This window comes from Streptomyces sp. NPDC021224 (genome assembly GCF_044332905.1).
GTDB lineage: Bacteria > Actinomycetota > Actinomycetes > Streptomycetales > Streptomycetaceae > Actinacidiphila.
The window spans coordinates 464,041-484,172 of sequence record NZ_JBIRPW010000003.1; the positions used below are offsets into that span (position 1 = coordinate 464,041).

General features: G+C 74.2%; 22 protein-coding genes and 1 pseudogene. 15 read left to right on the plus strand and 8 right to left on the minus strand.

Annotated elements, in window-relative coordinates:
* Positions 1–44 precede the first annotated feature (44 nt).
* Positions 45–656: a DJ-1/PfpI family protein gene (locus ACH4PY_RS10465; RefSeq protein WP_398178591.1), complete on the minus strand. Its 612-nt coding sequence runs from the start codon at positions 654–656 to the stop codon at positions 45–47.
* Between the two features lie 88 nt (positions 657–744).
* Between ACH4PY_RS10465 and ACH4PY_RS10470 the strand changes: the two genes are divergently transcribed.
* On the plus strand, positions 745–2,082 hold the full coding sequence (locus ACH4PY_RS10470; RefSeq protein ID WP_398178594.1) for a PLP-dependent aminotransferase family protein: 1,338 nt from the start codon (positions 745–747) through the stop codon (positions 2,080–2,082).
* Between the two features lie 7 nt (positions 2,083–2,089).
* On the opposite strand, the gene ACH4PY_RS10475 is transcribed toward ACH4PY_RS10470, so the two are convergent.
* Positions 2,090–2,875, minus strand: coding sequence for an arylamine N-acetyltransferase (locus tag ACH4PY_RS10475; protein WP_398179324.1), 786 nt, complete (start codon positions 2,873–2,875; stop codon positions 2,090–2,092).
* 126 nt (positions 2,876–3,001) lie between these two features.
* Positions 3,002–3,196, minus strand: a pseudogene (locus ACH4PY_RS10480) (helix-turn-helix domain-containing protein); the annotation flags it as partial.
* A 77-nt stretch (positions 3,197–3,273) separates the two neighbouring features.
* Here ACH4PY_RS10480 and def point away from each other — a divergent pair.
* Positions 3,274–3,933 (plus strand): peptide deformylase, encoded by a 660-nt coding sequence (def, locus tag ACH4PY_RS10485; protein ID WP_398178597.1) that lies wholly within the window; start codon positions 3,274–3,276, stop codon positions 3,931–3,933.
* A gap of 6 nt (positions 3,934–3,939) precedes the next feature.
* Here def and ACH4PY_RS10490 read toward each other — a convergent pair whose 3' ends face one another.
* Entirely contained in the window at positions 3,940–4,422 is a 483-nt protein-coding gene (locus ACH4PY_RS10490) for a hypothetical protein (RefSeq protein WP_398178600.1), read from the minus strand.
* Positions 4,423–4,556: 134 nt separating this feature from the next.
* Here ACH4PY_RS10490 and ACH4PY_RS10495 point away from each other — a divergent pair, with 134 nt between their 5' ends.
* The 4 genes from ACH4PY_RS10495 to ACH4PY_RS10510 all read left to right on the plus strand — a co-directional run bounded on the left by ACH4PY_RS10495 (position 4,557) and on the right by ACH4PY_RS10510 (position 8,253).
* Positions 4,557–6,164 (plus strand): molybdopterin-dependent oxidoreductase, encoded by a 1,608-nt coding sequence (locus tag ACH4PY_RS10495; RefSeq protein ID WP_398178602.1) that lies wholly within the window; start codon positions 4,557–4,559, stop codon positions 6,162–6,164.
* Positions 6,165–6,229: 65 nt separating this feature from the next.
* Positions 6,230–6,871, plus strand: a complete 642-nt coding sequence (locus tag ACH4PY_RS10500) for a fasciclin domain-containing protein (protein ID WP_398178605.1) — start codon at positions 6,230–6,232, stop codon at positions 6,869–6,871.
* 81 nt (positions 6,872–6,952) lie between these two features.
* A complete protein-coding gene (gene sigK / locus ACH4PY_RS10505; protein ID WP_398178608.1) occupies positions 6,953–7,540 on the plus strand; it encodes an ECF RNA polymerase sigma factor SigK in 588 nt (195 codons plus the stop codon).
* A complete protein-coding gene (locus tag ACH4PY_RS10510; RefSeq protein WP_398178611.1) occupies positions 7,537–8,253 on the plus strand; it encodes an anti-sigma factor domain-containing protein in 717 nt (238 codons plus the stop codon). The genes sigK and ACH4PY_RS10510 overlap by 4 nt, the downstream gene beginning before the upstream one ends.
* Before the next feature lie 2 nt (positions 8,254–8,255).
* Here the strand turns inward: ACH4PY_RS10510 and ACH4PY_RS10515 are convergent, their stop codons facing one another.
* Positions 8,256–8,687, minus strand: coding sequence for an ATP-binding protein (locus ACH4PY_RS10515; protein WP_398178614.1), 432 nt, complete (start codon positions 8,685–8,687; stop codon positions 8,256–8,258).
* A gap of 126 nt (positions 8,688–8,813) precedes the next feature.
* On the opposite strand from ACH4PY_RS10515, the gene ACH4PY_RS10520 reads away from it, so the two are divergent.
* The 5 genes from ACH4PY_RS10520 to ACH4PY_RS10540 are packed head-to-tail and all read left to right on the plus strand — an operon-like array spanning position 8,814 to position 11,047.
* Entirely contained in the window at positions 8,814–9,662 is an 849-nt protein-coding gene (locus ACH4PY_RS10520; protein ID WP_398178616.1) for a helix-turn-helix domain-containing protein, read from the plus strand.
* Position 9,663: 1 nt separating this feature from the next.
* Entirely contained in the window at positions 9,664–9,861 is a 198-nt protein-coding gene (locus ACH4PY_RS10525) for a DUF397 domain-containing protein (protein WP_398178619.1), read from the plus strand.
* A 33-nt stretch (positions 9,862–9,894) separates the two neighbouring features.
* Complete coding sequence (locus ACH4PY_RS10530; protein WP_398179327.1) at positions 9,895–10,110, plus strand: DUF397 domain-containing protein; 216 nt, start codon at positions 9,895–9,897, stop codon at positions 10,108–10,110.
* 41 nt (positions 10,111–10,151) lie between these two features.
* Positions 10,152–10,544: a hypothetical protein gene (locus ACH4PY_RS10535; protein WP_398178622.1), complete on the plus strand. Its 393-nt coding sequence runs from the start codon at positions 10,152–10,154 to the stop codon at positions 10,542–10,544.
* Between the two features lie 47 nt (positions 10,545–10,591).
* A complete protein-coding gene (locus tag ACH4PY_RS10540) occupies positions 10,592–11,047 on the plus strand; it encodes a VOC family protein (RefSeq protein WP_398178625.1) in 456 nt (151 codons plus the stop codon).
* A gap of 269 nt (positions 11,048–11,316) precedes the next feature.
* Here the strand turns inward: ACH4PY_RS10540 and ACH4PY_RS10545 are convergent, their stop codons facing one another.
* Together ACH4PY_RS10545 and ACH4PY_RS10550 are read right to left on the minus strand one after the other, a co-directional pair.
* Positions 11,317–12,198 carry an MBL fold metallo-hydrolase gene (locus tag ACH4PY_RS10545; RefSeq protein ID WP_398178628.1) on the minus strand — a complete coding sequence of 294 codons (882 nt, stop codon included), beginning with the start codon at positions 12,196–12,198 and terminating at the stop codon, positions 11,317–11,319.
* A gap of 121 nt (positions 12,199–12,319) precedes the next feature.
* Positions 12,320–12,763, minus strand: a complete 444-nt coding sequence (locus ACH4PY_RS10550) for a MarR family winged helix-turn-helix transcriptional regulator (protein WP_398178632.1) — start codon at positions 12,761–12,763, stop codon at positions 12,320–12,322.
* A gap of 181 nt (positions 12,764–12,944) precedes the next feature.
* On the opposite strand from ACH4PY_RS10550, the gene eno reads away from it, so the two are divergent.
* From eno to ACH4PY_RS10565, 3 genes are all read left to right on the plus strand, one after another.
* Positions 12,945–14,222 carry a phosphopyruvate hydratase gene (eno, locus tag ACH4PY_RS10555; protein ID WP_398178635.1) on the plus strand — a complete coding sequence of 426 codons (1,278 nt, stop codon included), beginning with the start codon at positions 12,945–12,947 and terminating at the stop codon, positions 14,220–14,222.
* A gap of 142 nt (positions 14,223–14,364) precedes the next feature.
* Complete coding sequence (locus tag ACH4PY_RS10560) at positions 14,365–15,480, plus strand: MerR family transcriptional regulator (protein WP_398178637.1); 1,116 nt, start codon at positions 14,365–14,367, stop codon at positions 15,478–15,480.
* A 111-nt stretch (positions 15,481–15,591) separates the two neighbouring features.
* Positions 15,592–17,760 (plus strand): tetratricopeptide repeat protein, encoded by a 2,169-nt coding sequence (locus tag ACH4PY_RS10565; RefSeq protein ID WP_398178640.1) that lies wholly within the window; start codon positions 15,592–15,594, stop codon positions 17,758–17,760.
* Positions 17,761–17,778: 18 nt separating this feature from the next.
* Here the strand turns inward: ACH4PY_RS10565 and ACH4PY_RS10570 are convergent, their stop codons facing one another.
* Positions 17,779–18,510 carry a DUF4232 domain-containing protein gene (locus ACH4PY_RS10570; protein ID WP_398178643.1) on the minus strand — a complete coding sequence of 244 codons (732 nt, stop codon included), beginning with the start codon at positions 18,508–18,510 and terminating at the stop codon, positions 17,779–17,781.
* A 185-nt stretch (positions 18,511–18,695) separates the two neighbouring features.
* On the opposite strand from ACH4PY_RS10570, the gene ACH4PY_RS10575 reads away from it, so the two are divergent.
* Positions 18,696–20,123, plus strand: a complete 1,428-nt coding sequence (locus tag ACH4PY_RS10575) for a helix-turn-helix domain-containing protein (protein WP_398178645.1) — start codon at positions 18,696–18,698, stop codon at positions 20,121–20,123.
* Positions 20,124–20,132: the final 9 nt, after the last annotated feature.

Consider the following 20,132-nt stretch of genomic DNA (forward strand, 5'->3'; position numbering starts at 1 on the left):
GGCGGGGTGCCGGACCGCACGGCCCGGCACCCCGCGGCGGTGCCTCACACGCGCGCGGGCAGATACGGACCCACCGCGCGCCAGGCACGCGCGACGTACTCCTCCTTCTCACCGACCGGCGCGACGTAGTGCAGCGCCTCCGTCGCGGCCTCGGTGCCCGCGAGGCGGGCGATCAGCCACCCGGCCAGATACTGCGAGGCGAGGCAGCCGCCCGCCGTCGCGACACCGTCCCGTGCGAAGAACGGCTGGTCGAGGACCTCGATCCCGGCGGCCACCACCCAGGGCCTGGTGGTCAGGTCCGTGCAGGCGGGAACACCGTCGAGCAGCCCGAGCCGGGCCAGCACCAGCGCGCCCGAGCACTGCGCGGCGATGAGCTGGCGCGCCGGGTCCAGGCCGCGCAGGACGCCCATGACCGCCGGGTCCTCGACGACCTCGCGGGTGGCGACGCCGCTGCCGACGACGACGGCGTCGGCCTCGCACGCCTCCTCCAGGGTGGACATCCGCGCCACCGTCACGCCGTTCATCGACGTCACCGTGGGGGTGGGGCAGGCCAGGGTGACCCGCCAGCCGTCCGCCCGGACGCGGCCCAGCACGCCGAGGGCGATCAGGGAGTCGAGTTCGTTGTAGCCCTCGAAGGTGAGGATGGCGATGTGCACGGCGGCTGTCCTTCCGCTGGAGTGGGCCCCGACGGTAGGGATCCGCGGACGGGACGGTCAAAGAATTGTCATGGATACAATCCGGTTCATGGCGGCCTCGCGCTACAAGACCCTGGTCGACGCCTTCGCGTCGGACATCCGCGCGGGACGGCTCGCCGCGGGCACGCGGCTGCCGACCCACCGCGCGCTCGCCGCCCGCGAGGGCGTCGCCGTGGTGACCGCGACCCGGGTCTACGCCGAGCTGGCGGCCATGGGCCTGGTGAGCCGGGAGCAGGGCCGCGGCACGTTCGTCCGCGACCTCGCGGTGCCCGCCGGGCACGGCATCGACCAGCAGGCCGTCGCCAACGACGCGGTGGACCTCACCTTCAACTACCCGCTGCTGCCCGAGCAGTCCGGCCTCCTGCGCCGGGCCCTGCGGGAGACCGCCACCTCCGGCGAACTCGACGCGCTGCTGCGCTACCAGCCGCACCGGGGCCGCCCCCAGGACCGCGCCTCGATCGCCCGCCACCTGCGGCGCCGCGGCCTCCCCGCCGACCCGGACCGGATCCTCGTCGTCACCGGAGCCCAGCACGGCCTCGCCGTCACGGTCATGGCCGCCCTCGGCGCCGGTGACGTCGTCGCGGTCGACGCGCTCACCTACCCGGGCTTCAAGGTGCTCGCGCAGGCCTTCCAGCTCGACCTGGAGCCCGTCCCCACCACGGCCGCCGGACCCGATCTCGACGCCCTGGAGCGGCTGTGCGCGACCCGCCCGGTGCGCGCGGTCTACACGATGCCCACCCTGCACAACCCGCTCGGCTGGGTCATGTCCGCCGCCGACCGTACACGGCTGGTGGCGATCGCCCGGCGGTACGGTCCGCTCCTCGTCGAGGACGCCGCCTACGCCTACCTCGCCGAGGACCCGCCCGCGCCGCTGGCCGCGCTCGCGCCGGACGTCACCGTCCATGTCTCGGGGCTGTCCAAGAGCGTCGCCACGGGCCTGCGCGTGGGCTTCGTCGTCGCGCCGCCGCCCCTGGTCCCGGCGCTGGAGCGGGCGATCCGGGCCACCGTCTGGAACACCCCGGCGCTCGCCACCGCCCTCGCCTGCCGCTGGCTCGACGACGGGACGGTGGACCGTCTGGAGGCCCGCAAACGCGACGACGCCAGGGCCCGGCAGGCCGTCGCCGCCGAGGAACTGGCGGGTCTGCCGCTCGTCGGCCACCCCTCGTCGTACTTCACCTGGCTGCCGCTGCCCGAGGACGCGCGCGCCGACCGGCTGACCGCCGCCCTCGCCCGCCGGAACATCTCGGTCAGCACCGCGGAGCCCTTCGCCGCCTCGGCGCACCCGCCGCAGGCGCTCCGCCTCGCACTGGGCTCGACGGACCTGGACCGGCTCCGGGCGACGCTGCGCACGGTGCGGCGGGCCGTCACCGAGGACGCGGCCAGCTGAACGCCCCTCACCGCGGGGCGACGGCCGGTTCCCGGTCCAGGGCGATGCCGAACTCCGCACGGTAGGCGGGCAGCACCTCGGCCTCGTCCAACTCCCGCTCCTCGCGGTGCCCTTCGGCGTCCGTCCGGACGAGCGTCCGCCCGCTGAGGGTGACGCGGCCGCCGTCGTCCGTCAGCCGCGAGCACACCAGCGACGTCCGGAAGTACGAGCCCGGCGCCGTGCGCTGGTACCAGCACGTCGCCCCGAAGTCGGCCGCCTCGCGGGGCCGCTGCTCCAGCCGGTAGGCGGGGGAGCCGTCGTGCAGGACGTCCAGGTCGCCGTGCGGGGCCTCGGCGAGACGGAAGCGGCCGCATGGGTCCTGCTGCTCCGCGCGGCTGGCGTAGTCGAGCGGATAGGTGCTGTGCCGCCCGAAGCCGACGTCCGCCAGCCACGGACCGCCGCCGTCCGCGCCCGTGACCCGCAGCGCCATGTGGTCGTACGGCGGCCCGAGCCGCCCGTCGTCCCCGACACCGCGGGCCGCCAGCAGTTCCACGCCGAAGCCGAGCGAGCGCAGCAGCGCGGCGAAGGCGCCGTTGAGTTCGTAGCAGAAGCCGCCCCGGCGCCGTGTGACGATCTTGTCGGTGAGGGCGTCCTCGGTGAGCACGATGTCCTCGCCGAGGTGGATCGACAGATTCTCGAACGGCACGCTCACCAGGTGCCTGCGGTGCAGCTCCCGCAGCGCGTCGGCGTCGGCCGCGGCCGGGCGTGCGGCGCCGATCCGGCGGAGGTAGGCGTCGGTACGGGCGGGGTCCATGCCCGTACCGTACGGTCCGCCCCCGGGGCCGGACGCGTCGGCCTCGGCGACACGCGGATCCTCCCAGCGCAGCCGCCACGGGCGCGGCCCGCCCCGCCCCCCGGCGTGCGGGGCCTCCTCGACCAGCCCGTGCCGGGCCAGCTGCCGCAGGTGGAAGGAGCACAGCCCGGAACTGTGCCCCAGCCGCGCGGCGGCCCCCGTCGCGGTGACGGTGCCCTCCTCGGCGAGCAGGTCGAGCAGCGCGAGCCGCACCGGATGGTCCGGCAGCTCACGGCGGGCACGGCTCGGGCGGGTGGTGCCGCGCAGTTCGTCCTCGGTCATTTGCAAAGAGTGCTACTTTGCAAATGACTTGGCAAGCCGGGGAGTTGCCCGGCCCACCGTTTGCGAAGGGGCTGCGGATGAGCGGGGACGGCGTGCGCGAGGTGCGGGTGCTGGGGGAGCGGGTGGCGTCCTACCCCGACGTCCCGCCCGAGGTGGGACGCGGCGCGCTGCGCCGGATCACCGTCGTCGGCGAGGACGTGCTGCACCGCCCGTGCGCCGACGTCACGGACTTCGGCACGCCCGAACTGGCCCGGCTCGTCGACGACATGTTCGCCACCAACGCGATGGCCGAAGGCGCGGCCATCGCAGCCAACCAGGTCGGCGTGCCGCTGCGGCTCTTCGTCTGGGACATGGCCGACGAGTGGGGCGTGCGCCACGTCGGCCACATCGCCAACCCCGTCCTCGACGAACTCCCCGCCGAACGGCGCCGCCTGGTCGAGGAGTCGGAGGGCTGCCTGTCCGTGCCCGGCCCCTACCGCCCCCTCGCCCGCCCCGACACCGCCGTCGTCCGCGGCCGGGACCTGCACGGCAACCCGCTCGTCATCGAGGGCCGCGGCTACTTCGCCCGCTGCCTCCAGCACGAGACCGACCACCTGTCCGGCAACCTCTACCTCGACCGCCTCTCCGCCCGCGACCGCCGCTCCGTCCTGCGCGAGATGGCCCGCACCCAGGACGAGGTCACCGCCCGCCGTGCCGCCCGCGCCGCCGACCTCGGCAAGCCGCTGCCCCTGCCCTGAGCGCCCTCAGTCCCCGGACGAGCCGAAGATGCCGACATGGCTCGGCTCGTCGGCGCCCGCCCCGTCGTAGAGCAGGACGTACCGCCCCGTCCAGCGCGGTGTCTGCTCGTCCAGCAGCGTGGGGCCGCGCTCCGCGACCGGCTGCTCCAGCCCGGCACCGGCCTCGGCGAGCGCCCGCTCGAACGCGGCGGTCGTCGGCCGGTCCGTGCCGAAGTGCAGGCGTATCCGCTCCGGCGCGAGCGGGCGCAGCGTCCCGTAGCCCTCCGCGTCCATGTCCGCCGGCTCGCCCGTCGGGGGCACGATCCGCGGAATGTCCAGGACCGAGTGCGTCCCGGCCGTGCCCATGAACTCCTCGTCCGCCCACATCTCGGCGATGCTCCCGAAGTCCTCGCTCCACCCCTCCGCGAAGAGCCGGTCCTGCAAGGCCGCCAGCGACTTCTCCACGCTCCCCGCATACGGCGTGACGTACTCCCACGAACTGGCACCCATGGCCCGTGACCTCCCCTGATCCGCTCCACCCCGACGGACACCACGCTAGGGGCGACCACTGACAATCCGGCCCCTCCGGTAACTCGTTCGGGTGATGGACCCATCCACACGGGCCGCGGCTCCGAATACCTGGTGTGAGCGAAAAGACGGACAGCGGCGGCCGACCGGCCCCCCGGCGCGGGCGGTGGGTGCTGGGCGGCCTGAGCGGGCTGCTGGCGGCAGCGGCCGCGCTGGGCTCGGCCGAACTGGTGTCGGCGGCGGTGCGGCCGCAGTCGAGCCCGGTCGTCGTGGTGGGCGGCGCGGTCGTCGACCGCACCCCGGCATCCGTAAAGGACTACGCCGTACGGCACTTCGGCACCCACGACAAGCTCGTGCTCCAGCTCGGCATCGTCGTCCTGCTGGGCCTGTTCGCGGTGGCCCTCGGCCTTGCCGCGCTGCGCCTGCGCCGGACCGCCGCCGCGGGCGCGGCCGTCTTCGGCCTCGTCGGCGTGCTCGCCGCCACCAGCCGTCCGGACCACCGCGCAGCGGACGTCCTGCCCTCCCTGGCGGCCGCGTTCGTCGCGGCCGCAGTGTTGATGCTGCTGTCCGCGCGCCTCACCCCCCGTCCTCCCGCAAGCGGCCCCACCGTCCGGGAGGAAGCCGGGCCGCCGGCCTTCGACCGGCGCGGCTTCGTCGTCGCCGCGGCGGCCACGGCGGCCGCCTCCACCGGCGCCGGGACGCTCGGCCGGGCGCTGAACGGCCGCCGGGGAGCGGCCGCGGCGCGCTCACGCGCCGCGGTCGTGCTGCCCCGCCCCGCGTCCCCGGCGGATCCGGTGCCGCGCGGCGCCGCACTGCCCGTGGACGGCCTCAGCCCGTTCATGACCCCCGCCGACCGCTTCTACCGCGTCGACACCGCCCTCGTCGTCCCCAGGATCGACGCCGGAACCTGGCGGCTGCGCCTGCACGGCCTGGGCGTGCCGCGCGAGGTCGAGTACACCTACGCCGACCTGCTGGGCCGCGAGCTGATCGAGCGGGACATCACGCTGACCTGCGTCTCCAACCAGGTCGGCGGTCCCTACACGGGCAACGCCCGGTGGACCGGCGTGCGGCTGGCCGACCTGCTGCGCGAGGCGGGCGTACGGGCCCCCTCGCAGGGCGGCCCCGCCGACCAGCTCGTGGCCCGCTCCGTGGACGGCATGACCATCGGCACCCCCGTCGAGACCGTCCTCGACGGCCGCGACGCGATGCTCGCCCTCGGCATGAACGGCAGCCCGCTGCCCTTCGCCCACGGCTTCCCGGTACGGGTTGTGATCCCCGGCCTGTACGGCTACGCGTCCGCCTGCAAGTGGCTGCGCGAGCTGGAGCTGACCACCTTCGACGCCTACGACGCCTACTGGGTGCGGCGCGGCTGGGCCCGGCGGGCGCCGGTCAAGACGCAGTCCCGCATCGACACCCCCAGGCCGTTCGCCACGCCCGCCGCCGGCCGCGTCCCCGTGGCCGGCGTCGCCTGGGCCCAGCACCGGGGCATCGAGCGCGTCGAGGTGCGGGTGGACGGCGGCCCGTGGCGGACCGCCACCCTCGCCGCCGAGGACACCGTCGACACCTGGCGCCAGTGGCAGTGGGAGTGGGACGCGCCTCCCGGCACCCACACCCTCGAAGTCCGCGCCACGGACCGCACGGGAGCGACCCAGACCTCCCGGCGCACCGGAACCGTCCCCGACGGGGCGACCGGCCGGCACTCGGTGGTGGTCACCGTGACCTGACCCCCGATGCCGTCCCTGCGGACACGCGATCCACAACCCCCTTTACAACACCCCCTGGAGAGACCATGAGCCACCTCGCCCGCCGCGTCACCGTCGCCCTCACGGCCGCGGCCGTCCTGCCCCTCGCGCTGACCGCGTGCTCCAGCAGCGACAAGAAGTCCGCGGACGACTCCGCGTCGTCCGCCGCTCCCGCGACGAGCGCGGCCGCCCCGTCCGTCGCTGCCATGGACCAGCCGTTCGGCCCCGGCTGCGCGGCCGTGCCGAAGAACGGCGCCGGAAGCTTCGACGGCATGGCGCAGGACCCGGTGGCCACCGCCGCCTCGCACAACCCGGCGCTCTCCACGCTCGTCACGGCGGTGCAGAAGGCCGGGCTCGTGGACACCCTGAACAACGCGCAGGGCATCACCGTCTTCGCGCCCACCGACGCCGCCTTCGCCAAGCTCCCCAAGGCCACCCTCGACAAGGTGCTCGCCGACAAGGCCATGCTCACGAAGATCCTCACCTACCACGTGGTCGGCCAGCCGGTGAAGGCGCCGGACGGACTGGCCCACGGCACCTACACCACACTGGAGAAGGGCACGCTGACGACGTCCGGCTCCGGCGAGTCGTACAAGGTCAACAACACGGCCAACGTGGTGTGCGGCAACGTCGAGACGGCCAACGCGACCGTGCAGATCATCGACACCGTCCTGATGCCGCCCCAGTAAGCCTCCGGGAGGCTTCCCTCGACGACCGGACCGCGACCCACGGCTGACCGCCGTGCCTGCCAGGAGGTGCCCGTGCGTGCCGTGACACGCAGTGCAAGCGAACCCGCCCCCGAGCCGTCCCCGCCGGGACGGCTGGAGTCGCTGCTCGACCGTGTCGCACGCGGCGACGGCGAGGCGTTCGAACGCCTCTACAACGCCGTCGCCGGGTCCGTCCTCGGCCTGGTGCGGCGCGTCGTCAGGGACCCCGCGCAGTCCGAGGAGGTCGCCCAGGAAGTGCTCGTCGAGGTGTGGCGGTGCGCGGCACGGTTCGACGCGCGGAAGGGCAGCGCCATGGCCTGGATCATGACGCTCGCCCACCGCCGCGCCGTGGACCGGGTCCAGTCCGCGGAGGCCGGCGCCCACCGCGAGGCACGCGTGGGCGTCCGGGACTACACACCCGCCTTCGACGAGGTCAGCGAACACGTCGAACGCCGCCTGGAACACGAGCAGGTACGCCGCTGCCTGCGGCAACTGACCCCCCTCCAACAGGAGTCCGTGACCCTCGCCTACTACCGCGGCTACACCTACCAGCAGACCGCGGAAGTCCTCGGCGTGGCCCTCGGCACGGTCAAGACCCGCCTGCGCGACGGCCTCGTTCGCCTCCGCGACTGCCTGGGGGTGGGCTCATGACCGCCGACCTGCACACCCTCACCGGGGCGTACGCGCTCGGCGCGGTGTCCGGACCGGAAGAACGGGCCTTCCGCCACCACCTCGCCGAGTGCGGCGCCTGCCGCCAGGAGGTCCGCGAATTCACCGAGACCGCCGCGCGGCTGGCCATGGCCGTCGCCGAGGTGCCGCCCGCGGCCATGCGCGAGCGCGTCCTCGCCGCGCTCCCCGCCGTCCGCCAGCTCCCGCCGGACGCCCCCGCACCACGTCCCCCCCGACGCCGCTGGCGCCTGTCCCACCTCGCCCTCGCCGCCTGCCTGGCCGTCACCGCGGTCGCCACCGGCCTCGCGCTCGACGCCCGCCACCGCGCCGACGTCGCCGTACGGGCCGAACAGCGCGCCGCCGAACTCAACGCCGTGACCACCGCCCCCGACGCGACCTTCCACACCGGCCCCCTCACCGGCGGCGGCACGGCCACGGTCGTCTCGTCCCCCACGCTCGGCCGCTCCGCCGTCCTCTTCCACGACCTCCCCGACCTCCCCGACTCCCGCGTCTACGAACTCTGGTACCGCCGCGCCGGAACGATGGCCCCCGCGGGCCTCCTCCCCGCCCGCCCGGCGGGCACCGCCCTCCTCGACGGCACCCCCGCGGGCGCGGACGCCGTCGGCATCACCGCGGAACCCCCCGGCGGCTCGCCCGCCCCCACCGGCCCGCCCCTGCTCGTCCTCCCCCTCTGACGTCACCCCACGTGCGCCCACACGAGCTTGCCGACCCCGTCCCGCGAACTCACCCCCCACCGCTGCCCGGTGAGCACCCCCACGAGCGCCAGCCCGCGCCCCGCCTCGTCCTCCTCCGCCGCCCGCCGCGTCAACGGAATCCGGTGCGACGCGTCGTGCACCTCGATCCGCACGCCCTCCTCCCGCCGCTCGTACCGCGTCTCGATGAGCCGCCCCCGCGGCGTCCGCGCATGCCGCACCGCGTTCGTCATCAACTCACTGAGCACCAACTCCGCGGTGTCCGCCAGCCCCTCCAACTCCCACCCGCACAACGCCTCCCGCAACTCCCCCCGCGCCCGCCCGACCGCGCGGGCGCTCATCGGCCACCGGATGACGACGAGCTGCCGCTCGGGCTGGTCGGGGCTCTGGCTGTCGTCCTCGTACGACGGTTCCATATGCGTAGTCCTCCGCGAAGTCTGCGGGCACGTTCTGTGCCTTTCCGCTTACAGAGTGGCTTGGCCGGGGATAGCCTTGACAAGAGGCGCAGGTCTCCAACGGGCCTGTCAACGAGGGGAGCAGCCATGATGGGCAGGCAGGCGCGAAGCTCCAGCTCCGACCCGAGGGTCAAGTACGGGGAGGAACTGAGACTGCGCCGCGAGGCCGGGGGGCTCACACAAGTGCAGCTCGGCGAGCTGGTGATCCTCTCGCCGTCGATGATCGCCCACATCGAAGCGGGCCGCCGCAAACCGAGCCTGGACGACGCCCGCCGCCTGGACCAGGTGCTGTGCACCGAGGGCTTCTTCGTCCGCTTCCTGCCGACGCTGAACGGCAAGCGCTTCGCCGAGCACTTCAACGACGCGGCGGACGCGGAACAGCGGGCTGTGGCGATCTACTCGTACGCGGTGTCGCTGGTGCCCGGCATCTTCCAGACCGAGCGCTATGCCCGAGCGGTCTTCCGCGCTCAGCACGCCAACTACGTTCCCGAGAAGGTTGACAAGCTAGTTGTCAACAGGCTCGCGCGTGCCGAGATCCTGCGTGCGCAGGACGGTCCCGAGGTCTGGACGATCCTCAACGAGAATGTGCTGCGCGCGGTGGTCGGCGGCCCCGAGGTGATGGCCGAGCAGCTCCGGCACATCGCCCAACTCGGCCGGTCGGGCCGTGTGCTCGTGCAGGTGATTCCGTACAGCGCAGGCGCTCACGCGACGATGGCGAGCATGATGTCCTTGATGCGCTTCGAGGACGAGCCAGACGCGGCTTACGTCGAGGGTCTCTACACCGGTTCCCTCATCGACGACCCGGCTATGGTTCAGCGCTACCGGGACGCCTACGATCTTGCCAAGGCCGCGGGGCTCTCGCCCGAGGCGTCCCTGAGCATGATCGAGTCGGTGGCTAAGGAGTACGAACGCCATGCCTCCCAGGTACATCCCTGACGTGTCAGCGCTGACGACGTGGCGGAAGTCCAGCTACAGCGGCGGGGACAACGGCGACTGCGTCGAGGTCGCGGACGGTGTGCTCGGCGTCGTCCCCGTTAGGGACAGCAAGGACCCGCAGGGTCCGGCGCTGGTTTTCCCGGCGGAAGCCTGGGCGAGCTTCGTCGCCGACGTCAAGGCGGGCCGCTTCGGGGCCTGAACCGTCCCTCCCACGAAGGAGAGCGCGACCGTGATGATCTCAACGCACCTCGTTGACGCGTCCGCCCTGCCGGGCTGGCGTAAGTCCAGCTACAGCGACGCCGAAGGCGGCAACTGCGTCGAGGTCGCGGACGGTGTGCTCGGCGTGGTCCCCGTCCGGGACAGCAAGGACCCGCAGGGGCCGGCGCTGCTCTTCTCCTCCGAAGAATGGGCCTGCTTCGTGGCGTATGTGAAGGCGGGGCCCGCCTGAAGTCGGTCGAGGTCCGGGCCGGAGGGCCGTAGCGTACGGGCATGACGCACGAGAACCCTTCAGCCGCCCCCGACACGCTTCAGCAGCGGCTGCGAGCCGCGCTGCCCGCCGCCATGCGGGCCCGGGACAAGGCGACGCTGGCCCTGCTCCGTTCCACGCTCGCGGCGATCGAGAACGCCGAGGCCGTCGCCCTGCCCGACGCGCCGGGCGGCAGCCTGGCGATCGAGCAGACACCCGTGGGCGCAGGCGCGGCGGAGGCCGCGCGGCGGGAGCTGACGGAGGCCGACGTCGAGGGCATCGTCCGGGCGGAACTGGCCGAGCGCGAGGCCGCGGCCGAGGCCTACGACCGAGCGGGTCAGGCCGCCCAGGCCGAGCAGTTGCGCGCCGGGGTCGCGGTCGTCTCCGCGTATCTCCCGGATCCGGACGGCCGCTGAACGTCCGACGGTGATCGATTGTCAGACCCGCCTGGGATGCTCCGGGCATGGAGATGACAGTGCAGCTCACGATCGACTGTTCCGACCCGCGGCGGATGGTGGCGTTCTGGACCGAGGCTCTCGGCTACGTCCCCGAGCCGCCGCCGGACGGCCATGCCACCTGGCACGCCTACTGGGAGTCCCTGGGGCTGCCCGCCGAAGAACTGCCGTCCGGCGCCGGGGACACGCCGGAGTCGATCGTCGACCCCGCCGGGCACGGGCCGCGCGTGTGGTTCCAGCACGTTCCGGAGCAGAAGACCGGCAAGAACCGGTGGCACTTCGACCTCAAGGTCGGCGGCGGCCGTGGCGTCCCGCTCGACCTCCGCACGGAGCGCGTCAAGGCCACGGTGGACCGGCTCGTCGCCGCCGGTGCCACCGTGCTGAGGATCAAGGACGAGCCGGACACCGGCTTCTACGCCACCGCGATGCAGGACCCCGAGGGCAACGAATTCGACGTCGTCTGAGCCCCACCCTTCCCCCCATCACCCCCACCGGCAGGCAGCCGCCCAGCCGGCCCGGAGGGGGACGGTGCGGGGTGCCCCCGCAGGAATGCGCTTCCCAGTCCCTCACCAACTCGGGAGGAGGGCGAAGGCGCATTCCGAGGAGGTGCCCCGTGGCGGCCCCCGACCCACCCTGCGGCGCGCCGCGCAAAGGGGCGCGAGGAACTGCGCGACCAGCCCCCACCGGCAGAAGGTCGCGCGGAACACCGCAAGAGGCCCCCGCAGCGCCCGCCTCACGGCCAGACGATGAAGCGCCCCCCAGCCACCTGCCGGGGCTCCTCCCCGGCCTCCGCCAGCACCGCCCGGATCTCCCGCAGATGCTCGACCGTCATCTCCAGCGGAGGCTCCTCCGGCTGGTACGTCGTACGGATCGGGTAGTCCACGCCCGGCTCGCGGGTCATCTCGATGTGGCACCCCAGCACGTGCGTGACCGGCCGCTGCCCGGCGAACTCGATCAGCCGGTCGATCGTCCGGACGAACGCGGGCCAGTCCTGGACGTACAGCCGCCCCGGATACACCGTGTCGCCGGTCAGCAGGAACCCCGTCCACGGGTCGTAGTACGTGACCGCCGCCTCGTGGTGCCCGGGAGTGGCCAGGCACTCCAGTACGCGGCCCCCCAGATCGACCCGCGCCACCGCCGCCGGGTCCTGGTCGAACCCGAAGTAGCCCCACGCCGTGGCGAGGTCGGCCCCGACCACCCGCGTGCCGGGGCGCCCGGCGAACTGGCCGTCCCCCGCGACGTGGTCGCCGTGCGCGTGTGTGTGCAGCACCAGCAGCTCGTAGCCGTTCCGCGGGTGCCGGGCGAGCCACTCGTCGACGAGCCGGTCGACGACCTCGCGCAGCGGGAAGAACTCGGCGGACGCCGTCGCCCCGGTGTCGATCAGCACCGCCCGCGCGTTCCCGAACAGCAGGAACAGGAACGGCGCCTCGTAGTGGATCGCCTTGTTCTGCCGCAGGACGACCGTGTGCTCGTCGTACGCGTGGACCTGGATGTCCGGGTCGGTGTTGTGCTTGGCCGACGGCGAGCCGTGGATCCAGCGGACGTCCAACGCGCCGGACCGGGGTACCGGATCGGTGAAGTCGACGAAGTCGACGGGATGCGTGCCTGCGGCCATGATGCCTCCTGAGCATGTCGTGCCGGCGGACAGGGCCCGGGTGGGGCCCGAATGCGGCCCGGTTGCGGCCCGGCTGTAGGCCGGGTGCGGCCATCTTGCCGCCCGCCCCGCGGGCCCCGCGTCAGGAGCCCCCCATCCCGCCCCGCCGCGCAGCCAACCGCTCCATCAGCTCCGCGCTCCGCGCAAGCACCGCCCGCTCCTCCTCCGACAGCTCGGACTCGATCGCGAGGGCCAGCCACCCGGCCCGGCGGCCGCGCTCGGCCTCCAGCGCGGAGCGCCCCGCCTCCGACAGCTCCACGAGCGACTTGCGCCCGTCCGTGGGGTGGGCGCGGCGCGTGACGAGGCCCTGGTCGAGGAGGAGGCCCACCGCGCGGGCCATCGACTGCGGCCGTACCCGCTGATCGGCCGCGAGGTCGCTCGTGGTCATCGCACCGTCGCGGTCGAGGGCGCCGAGCACGGCGATCTGGCCGAGCGGAATGACGTCCTCGCCCTTCACCCGCCGGGTGAGTTTGCCCATCGCGGTACGCAGTTCGGCCGCGACGGTGGCGGCTTCCGGGGTCGGCATAGGGCACTTTAACCCGTAACGCAACTATGCAGCTGAGCTGCGCAGCTACGCTGAACAGTGTAACTGAACAGCGGAACTGAACAGCATTACTGCACAGCAATGCTGTAGAGTTCCAGATGTCGGGCCGAGCGCCAGCGCCGTCGCAGCCGGGCCCGGCAGGCGACGAAGGGAAGGACCTCCCATGCCCGCACTCACCAGCATCAGCAGCCTCACCGCCCGCGCCGTCCTCGACAGCCGCGGCAACCCGACCGTCGAGGTCGACCTCGTCCTCGCCGACGGGTCGCTCGGCCGCGCCGCCGTCCCCTCCGGTGCTTCCACCGGCGCCCGTGAGGCGGTGGAACTGCGCGACGGCGACCCGGAGCGCTGGCACGGCAAGGGCGTGGACCGGGCCGTGGCCCATGTGAAGGGCGAGATCGCCGCCGCCGTGACCGGGCGCGACGCCCGCGACCAGGCGGGTCTGGACGCCGCGCTCGTCGCGCTCGACGGCACACCCGCGAAGGCGCGGCTCGGCGCGAACGCCCTGCTCGGCGTCTCGCTCGCGGCGGCCAAGGCCGCCGCGGCCTCGCACCGGCAGCCGCTCTACCGCTACCTGGGAGGGGCCGACGCCCGTGTCCTCCCGGTGCCGATGATGAACATCGTCAACGGCGGCGCCCACGCCGACAACCCGCTGGACTTCCAGGAGTTCATGATCGCCCCGGTCGGCGCCCGCACCTTCGCCGAGGCCGTGCGGATGGGCTCCGAGGTCTTCCACACCCTGCGCCGCGACCTGCTGGCCGCGGGCCACTCCACGGGAGTCGGCGACGAGGGCGGCTTCGCGCCCGCGCTGCGTACGGCCGAGGAGGCGCTCGACTTCGTCATGGCCGCGATCGAGCGGACCGGCTACCGGCCGGGCACGGACATCGGCCTCGTCATGGACCCGGCGTCCTCGGAGTTCTACCGGGACGGCGTGTACGCGTACACGGGGGAGGGCGTGCGGCGGACGTCCGCCGAGCAGGTCGACTACCTCGCCGGGCTCATCGACGCGTACCCGGTCGTCTCCGTCGAGGACCCGATGGCCGAGGACGACCACGAGGGCTGGCGCGAGCTGACCGCGCGGGTCGGCGCCCGCTGCCAGCTCACCGGGGACGACGTCTTCTGCACCGACGAGGCGCTGGTGCGCGAGGGCATCCGCACCGGGGTGGGCAACGCCGTCCTGGTCAAGGTCAACCAGATCGGCACGCTGACCGAGGCGCTCGGCACGGTGGCGGCCGCCCGCCGCGCCGGGTGGAACGTGGTGATGTCCCACCGCTCCGGCGAGACGGAGGACACGACGATCGCGGACCTGGCCGTCGCCACGGGCTGCGGCCAGATCAAGACCGGCTCCCTGTCCCGCTCCGACCGCACGGCCAAGTACAACCAGCTCATCCGGATCGAGGAGGAGCTGGGCGACTCCGCGGTCTACGGCCACCCGGCGCCCTGACCCGCCCGCCGCACCACCCCCCGCCGCGCCCGGCCGCACCGAGAAGCCCTCGCCCAGCCCGGTGGGGAACGGAGGGCCCGGAGCACCGGGACGGGACGCCGCGCTTGACCCTCACGTGGCGTCATGCCGCATCGTCGGGGGCGTGGAAGAACACCTGACCGTGGGGCGCGTCGCGGAGCTGGCCGGAGTCAGTGTGCGCACGCTGCACCACTACGACGAGATCGGGCTCGTCCGGCCGTCCGCGCGGACCGCCGCGGGCTACCGGGCCTACGCCGCCCGGGACGTGGAGCGGCTGCGCGAGGTCCTCGGCTACCGGCGGCTCGGGTTCGGGCTGCGGGAGATCGCCGACCTCGTCGACGATCCGGGCACCGACGCCGTCGCGCACCTGCACCGGCTGCGCGGGCTGCTGCTGGAGCAGCGCGACCGCGCCGCCGCCACGGTCAGGGCCATCGACCGGGAACTGGAGGCACGTGCCATGGGGATCACGACCACACCGGAGCAACAGCTCAAAGCGTTCGGCGCGCAGTTGTACGAGCGGATCGGCTCCGACTACCCGGCGACGCGGCGCACCGAGCCGCGTATCGCCGAGCAGATCTGGGCGGCGCTCGGGGACGCCCGCACCGTGCTGAACGTCGGCGCGGGCAGCGGCTCGTACGAACCGGCCGACCGCGACGTCACCGCCGTGGAGCCGTCCGCGGTGATGCGGGCGCAGCGGCCCGCGGACGCGGCGCCCTGCGTGGCGGCTTCGGCGGAGAGCCTGCCGTTCGAGGACGGGTCCTTCGACGCGGCGATGGCGGTCAGCACCGTCCACCACTGGCGGGACGCGCTGGCCGGGCTGCGCGAGATGCGGCGCGTCGCCCGCCGCGTGGTGGTCCTCACGTACGACGCGAGCAGCCCCGGCTGGCACGACCGCTTCTGGCTCTCCCGCGACTACCTGCCGGAATTCGCCGACATCCTGGTCCACTGGCCGTCCTTCTCCGAGCTGACCGCGGCGACCGGCGGCCGTGCCGAACCCGTCCTCGTCCCCTGGGACTGCGCCGACGGCTTCTTCGAGGCCTACTGGCGCCGCCCCGAGGCCTACCTGGAGGAGCCCGTGCGCCGTGCCGTCTCGGTCTGGGCCAGGGTCGGCCCCGAGGCGGAGCGGCGCGCGGTCGACGCCCTGCGCGACGACCTCGCGTCGGGCCGCTGGGCCGAGCGCAACCGGGACCTCGCGACCCTGGAGGCGGCCGAACTGGGCCTGCGGCTGCTCGTCGCCTGAGACCCGCCGCGCGCCCGCGGGCCACCGGCACAAATGCCGCAACCGGCACCGGTACGGGAGGCGTCCGCGCTAGTGTCGCCGTGCTGGGGCGGCGACGCCGGAGGGGGTGCGGTGGACGAGGTGAGCGCGGTGGACGGCGGCGTGGCCGTCGGCGGCGACGCACGCATGAACGCCCCGGGCGGCATGGCCGTGGGCAGTGTCAAGGGCGACGTGTACATCCACCCGACCCCGGCCGGGCAGGCACCGGGGCCGGTCGTGGCCCTGCCGCCGGCCCCGCCCGTCTTCGTCGGCCGTGAGGCCGAGGCCGACCACGTCCTCTCCATCCTGCGGCCGGACGACGGCGGGACGGCCTCCGTCGTCGTCAGCGCGGTCGCCGGGCTCGGCGGCATCGGCAAGACCGCGCTCGCCCTGCACGCCGCCCACCACGCGGTGCGACGGGAGTGGTTCACCGACGTCGTCCTCGTCGACCTGCGCGGCTACGACCCCGACCCGCTCACCGCCCACCAGGCGCTCGACCTCGTCCTGCGCACCCTGCGCGTCGCCGCCGACGACATCCCCTCCGCGCCGGACGAGCGCGCCGCGCGGTACGGCTCCGTGCTCAGCTCGCTGGGGCGGGAGGGGCGGCGAGTGCTGGTCGTGGCCGACAACGCGTCCTCCTCCGACCAGATCCGCCCGCTGCTCCCCGCCGGGGACCGGCACCGGCTGCTGGTGACCTCCCGTCACACCCACCCCGACCTCGGCGCCCGGCTCATCGACCTGGACACCCTCGCCCCCGGGGCGGGCGTCGACCTCCTCCGGGCCACGCTGGAGGCCGCCCGCCCCGGCGACACCCGCACCCACGACACCCCCGAGGCCGCCCTGGAGCTGGCCACGTGGTGCGGCGGGCTCCCGCTGGCGCTGCGGATCAACGCCGCCGCCCTCGTACTGGACCCGGAGCAGACCCTCCCCGAACTGCTGGACGAGCTGCGGGCCCACAGCTCCCGTATCGACGCGGTCGACGCGTACACCGGACTGACCGGCACACAGCGCGCCCTGCGCGCGACGTTCGACCTCTCCCACCAGCACCTTCCCGCCGGGCACCGGCAACTGCTCCACCTGCTGGCGATCGCCCCCGGCTCCGACATCGGCCTGCCCGCCGCCACCGCGCTGGCCGGCCGTCCGGCACCCGAGGTCCGCGCGGCCCTGCGCGAGCTGACCCGCGCCCACCTGCTGACCCACCGGTCCGGCCCGGCGGGCAGCCGCTGGTCGATGCACGACCTGACGCGCGATCACAACACCCCTGCCGCTCCGGGCGAGGACGGGGCCGACGACGAGGCGGTCACGCGGCTGCTCGACCACTACCGCGGCTGCGCCCAGGACGCGGACACCCACCTGCGGGCCCTGCCCGGCGAGAGCGTCCCGGACACCTTCACCGGCCGTCCCGACGCCGTCGCCTGGTTCGACGCCGAGCAGGACAACCTGCTGGCCGCCGGCCGCACCCACCGCACGTTCGCCACCGCGATCCTCAGCGCCTACCTGGGGGACTACCTCGACCTGCGGCGGCGCTTCGACGAGGCGGTGGAGGTGCACACCCGGGCGGTCGCCTTCTTCCGGGACACCGGGGACCGCCACCGGGAAGGCATCAGCCTGGGCAACCTCGGGGGATCCCTGTGGGACGTGGGGCGTTTCGGCGAGGCGATCGAGGCGCACACGGAGCATCTCGCGATCTGCCGGGAGCGCGAGGACCGGCGCGGCGAGGGCGTCGCCCTGAACAACCTGGGGCTGGTGCTGCGGGAGATGGGGCGTGTGGAGGAGGCGGTGGAGGCGCACACGGCGGACCTGGAGATCTGCCGGGAGACCGGGGACCGGCGCGGTGAGAGCAAGGCGCTGAACAACCTGGGCCTCGCCCTCCAGGAGCTCGGGCGCAGCGACGACGCCCTCGCCATGTTCACCACGGCGGTGGAGATCTGCCGGGAGACCCGTGACCGGGCCATCGAGGGGTCCGTCATGAACAACCTGGGCATCACGCTGCGGGAGATGGGGCGTGTGGAGGAGGCGGTCCAGGCCCACACGACGGACCTGGAGATCTGCCAGGAGGTCGGCGACCGGCACGGTGAGGGCGTGGCGCTGAACAACCTGTGCTTCGCCCTCCAGGAGCTGGGACGCCTCGACGAGGCGGCCGCCGCCTGCACGCAGGCCGTCGAGATCTACCGGGAGACGCGCGACGCGCGGCGGGCGGAGCAGGCCCGCACCACGCTGGCCCTCCTCCGGGAGGCCCAGGAGGAGACCGCGCGGCAGTGACGCGGGAGGGCCCGCGCGTCACCAGTTCAGGGCGTCGTCCATCGACTGCTGCCAGTACGTGGTCTTCAGCGTGCTGTCGATGTAGAGGCCCTTGGCGGGCAGCGGCGGGTGGGCGGCGGTGCCGACGCTCTCGTTGCCGGAGCGGCCGGAGAAGTGGACCGCCAGGGTCTTCGCGGTGTAGCCGTACTCGCCGCTGCCGTCCGCGGCGGACAGCGTCACCGAGGCGAAGCCGGACTCGCCGGGGAAGAGGGTCACCACGGCCTGCGGGTGGGAGGCCTCGACGGGCGGGGGCACCGACTGGGCGCCGGTGAACTGGAGCGCCGGGTAGCCGTAGAGGTAACAGGTCGCGCTGCCCGTGTTGGTGACGGTGAGCAGCATGTGGTTCACCGGGCGGTTCAGCGGTGCCGCGACGGTCTTGGTGTTGGAGCCCTCGCACGTGACCGGCTTGCGGGAGGACGCCGGCGCCTTGGTGGCGGTGTGCCGCGGCGTCGCCTTCGGGCTGCCCGAGCCCTGGTGCCCGGAGCTGGAGGACGGCGCGGGGGCCGCCGTGGAGGGCGATGCGGACGGGTCGGGGGCGGAGGCGGTCGCGCCGGGCGCCGTGGCGCCCGCGGTACTCGCGGTGCTCGTCCCGGACTTCTCGGCGCGGGGGCCCGTGCCGTCGTCGCCGCACGCGGTCAGGCAGAGCGCGGCGAGCGCGACACCCGCGGCCGCGGCGGCGAGTCGGACGGAGGAGGGGCGGATGCCGGACATGCTGCGTACCTCTTTCGCTGGGGACACCGGTGGGGTGCTTGGATGGCAGGAGCTTGTTCGGTGATCCGTCCCACCTGCCATGCCAGCCGGGCGGTTGGGGATACTGGAACGGTGAAACAGGCTCTGACCAGGGCACATCCGGTGACCCTGGAACGCCGGAACGGGACGCAGGGGGACGCTGCCGGATGGACGAGCACGGGGCGGGGGCGGCGGAAGCCGCACCGGCCGAGCGGTTCGCGACGCTGCTGAGGGAGCTCAAGGACCGCGCGGGGCTGAGTTACGGGACGCTCGCGGGGCGGCTGCACATGAGCACCTCGACCCTGCACCGCTACTGCAACGGCACCGCCTTCCCGAACGACTACGCGCCGGTGGAGCGGCTCGCGCGGGTGTGCAAGGCGTCGCCCCAGGAACTGGTGGAACTGCACCGCCGCTGGGTCCTGGCGGACGCGGCCCGCGCGGCGGCGGCCCTGGAACGGCGCAGAGGCCTCGCGTCCGGCGGATCCGAGACGGCGGCGGGCGTGGCCCAGGCGGCCGGTGCGTCCGAGGTGGCCGACACGCCGGACGCGGCCGACGCACCGGACGACACTGCCGCGCCGGACGCGCCGGACGCGCCGGACGCGCCGGACGCGCCCAACGCGCCCAACCCGCCCGACGCCCCGGACGACCGCGACGCCCCCGACGAGCAGGTCGTCGTCAGCACACCGGGCGCCCCCGCCCCGCGGCGGCGGCGTTCGGTGCTGGCCGCCTCCGCCGCCGCGGCCGTGCTCGTGGGCGTCGTGCTCGCGGTGCACCCGCCGTGGGCCGGGGGCGACGGCGGGGACGCGGGGCGGAAGGCGGCCGACGCGGGCAAGGGCAAGGCGGTCGCCGCCTCCGCGTCGCAGGGGTTCACCACCCCGGACACCCCGGCCGTGCCGACCGACAGCGCGAGCGCGTCCGGCCCCTCGCACACCACCGGGGCCGCCACGCCGAGCGGCCCCGCTCCGACGACGTCCGGCGCTCCGGACGCGGGCGGCAGCGCCGTGCCGATCACCGTCCGCACCCGCCCGTACGTCTACGACAACCCGTGCAGCCAGCACTTCCTGGTCGACAGCGAGCCCGCGCAGATGGGCCCGCCCGCGAACGAGGAGAACGCGCCGCGCTGGGCCGCCTCCTACGGAGCGGTGTCCTCCGGCGAGCAGCGGGTCGCCCTCACCGTCCAGGGCGCCGATGCGCAGACCGTCGTGCTGGAGGCGCTGCACGTGCGCGTCGAGTCCCGGGACGCGCCGCTCGCCTGGAACGACTACGCGATGGGCGTCGGCTGCGGCGGCGGCGTCGAGACCAAGTCCTTCGACGTCGACCTGGACGGCGGCAGCCCCACCGCCAAGCCCAGGAACGGGCAGCGCGCCTTCCCCTACAGCGTCAGCGAGTCCGACCCCGAGGTCTTCTACGTCACCGCCCACACCGGGTCGCACGACGTCCGCTGGGACCTCACCCTCGACTGGTCGAGCGGCGGCCGGCACGGCACCGTACGGATCGACGACGACGGCACCCCCTTCCGTACCAGCGCCGACGCCGGCCGCCCCGGCTACGACTACCCGCTGGGCGGCAGCGACTGGATCCCGCGCACGGACTGACCGCAGCGC

Excerpts from the sequence above, each read along its gene's own strand:
- ACH4PY_RS10515 (WP_398178614.1), bottom strand. The coding sequence starts at position 8,687 with ATGGAACCGTCGTACGAGGACGACAGCCAGAGCCCCGACCAGCCCGAG.
- ACH4PY_RS10470 (WP_398178594.1), top strand. The coding sequence starts at position 745 with ATGGCGGCCTCGCGCTACAAGACCCTGGTCGACGCCTTCGCGTCGGAC.
- eno (WP_398178635.1), top strand. The coding sequence starts at position 12,945 with ATGCCCGCACTCACCAGCATCAGCAGCCTCACCGCCCGCGCCGTCCTC.
- ACH4PY_RS10530 (WP_398179327.1), top strand. The coding sequence starts at position 9,895 with ATGATCTCAACGCACCTCGTTGACGCGTCCGCCCTGCCGGGCTGGCGT.
- ACH4PY_RS10475 (WP_398179324.1), bottom strand. The coding sequence starts at position 2,875 with ATGGACCCCGCCCGTACCGACGCCTACCTCCGCCGGATCGGCGCCGCA.
- ACH4PY_RS10520 (WP_398178616.1), top strand. The coding sequence starts at position 8,814 with ATGATGGGCAGGCAGGCGCGAAGCTCCAGCTCCGACCCGAGGGTCAAG.
- ACH4PY_RS10545 (WP_398178628.1), bottom strand. The coding sequence starts at position 12,198 with ATGGCCGCAGGCACGCATCCCGTCGACTTCGTCGACTTCACCGATCCG.
- ACH4PY_RS10490 (WP_398178600.1), bottom strand. The coding sequence starts at position 4,422 with ATGGGTGCCAGTTCGTGGGAGTACGTCACGCCGTATGCGGGGAGCGTG.
- ACH4PY_RS10500 (WP_398178605.1), top strand. The coding sequence starts at position 6,230 with ATGAGCCACCTCGCCCGCCGCGTCACCGTCGCCCTCACGGCCGCGGCC.
- ACH4PY_RS10570 (WP_398178643.1), bottom strand. The coding sequence starts at position 18,510 with ATGTCCGGCATCCGCCCCTCCTCCGTCCGACTCGCCGCCGCGGCCGCG.
- ACH4PY_RS10535 (WP_398178622.1), top strand. The coding sequence starts at position 10,152 with ATGACGCACGAGAACCCTTCAGCCGCCCCCGACACGCTTCAGCAGCGG.
- ACH4PY_RS10550 (WP_398178632.1), bottom strand. The coding sequence starts at position 12,763 with ATGCCGACCCCGGAAGCCGCCACCGTCGCGGCCGAACTGCGTACCGCG.
- ACH4PY_RS10575 (WP_398178645.1), top strand. The coding sequence starts at position 18,696 with ATGGACGAGCACGGGGCGGGGGCGGCGGAAGCCGCACCGGCCGAGCGG.
- ACH4PY_RS10510 (WP_398178611.1), top strand. The coding sequence starts at position 7,537 with ATGACCGCCGACCTGCACACCCTCACCGGGGCGTACGCGCTCGGCGCG.
- def (WP_398178597.1), top strand. The coding sequence starts at position 3,274 with ATGAGCGGGGACGGCGTGCGCGAGGTGCGGGTGCTGGGGGAGCGGGTG.
- ACH4PY_RS10540 (WP_398178625.1), top strand. The coding sequence starts at position 10,592 with ATGGAGATGACAGTGCAGCTCACGATCGACTGTTCCGACCCGCGGCGG.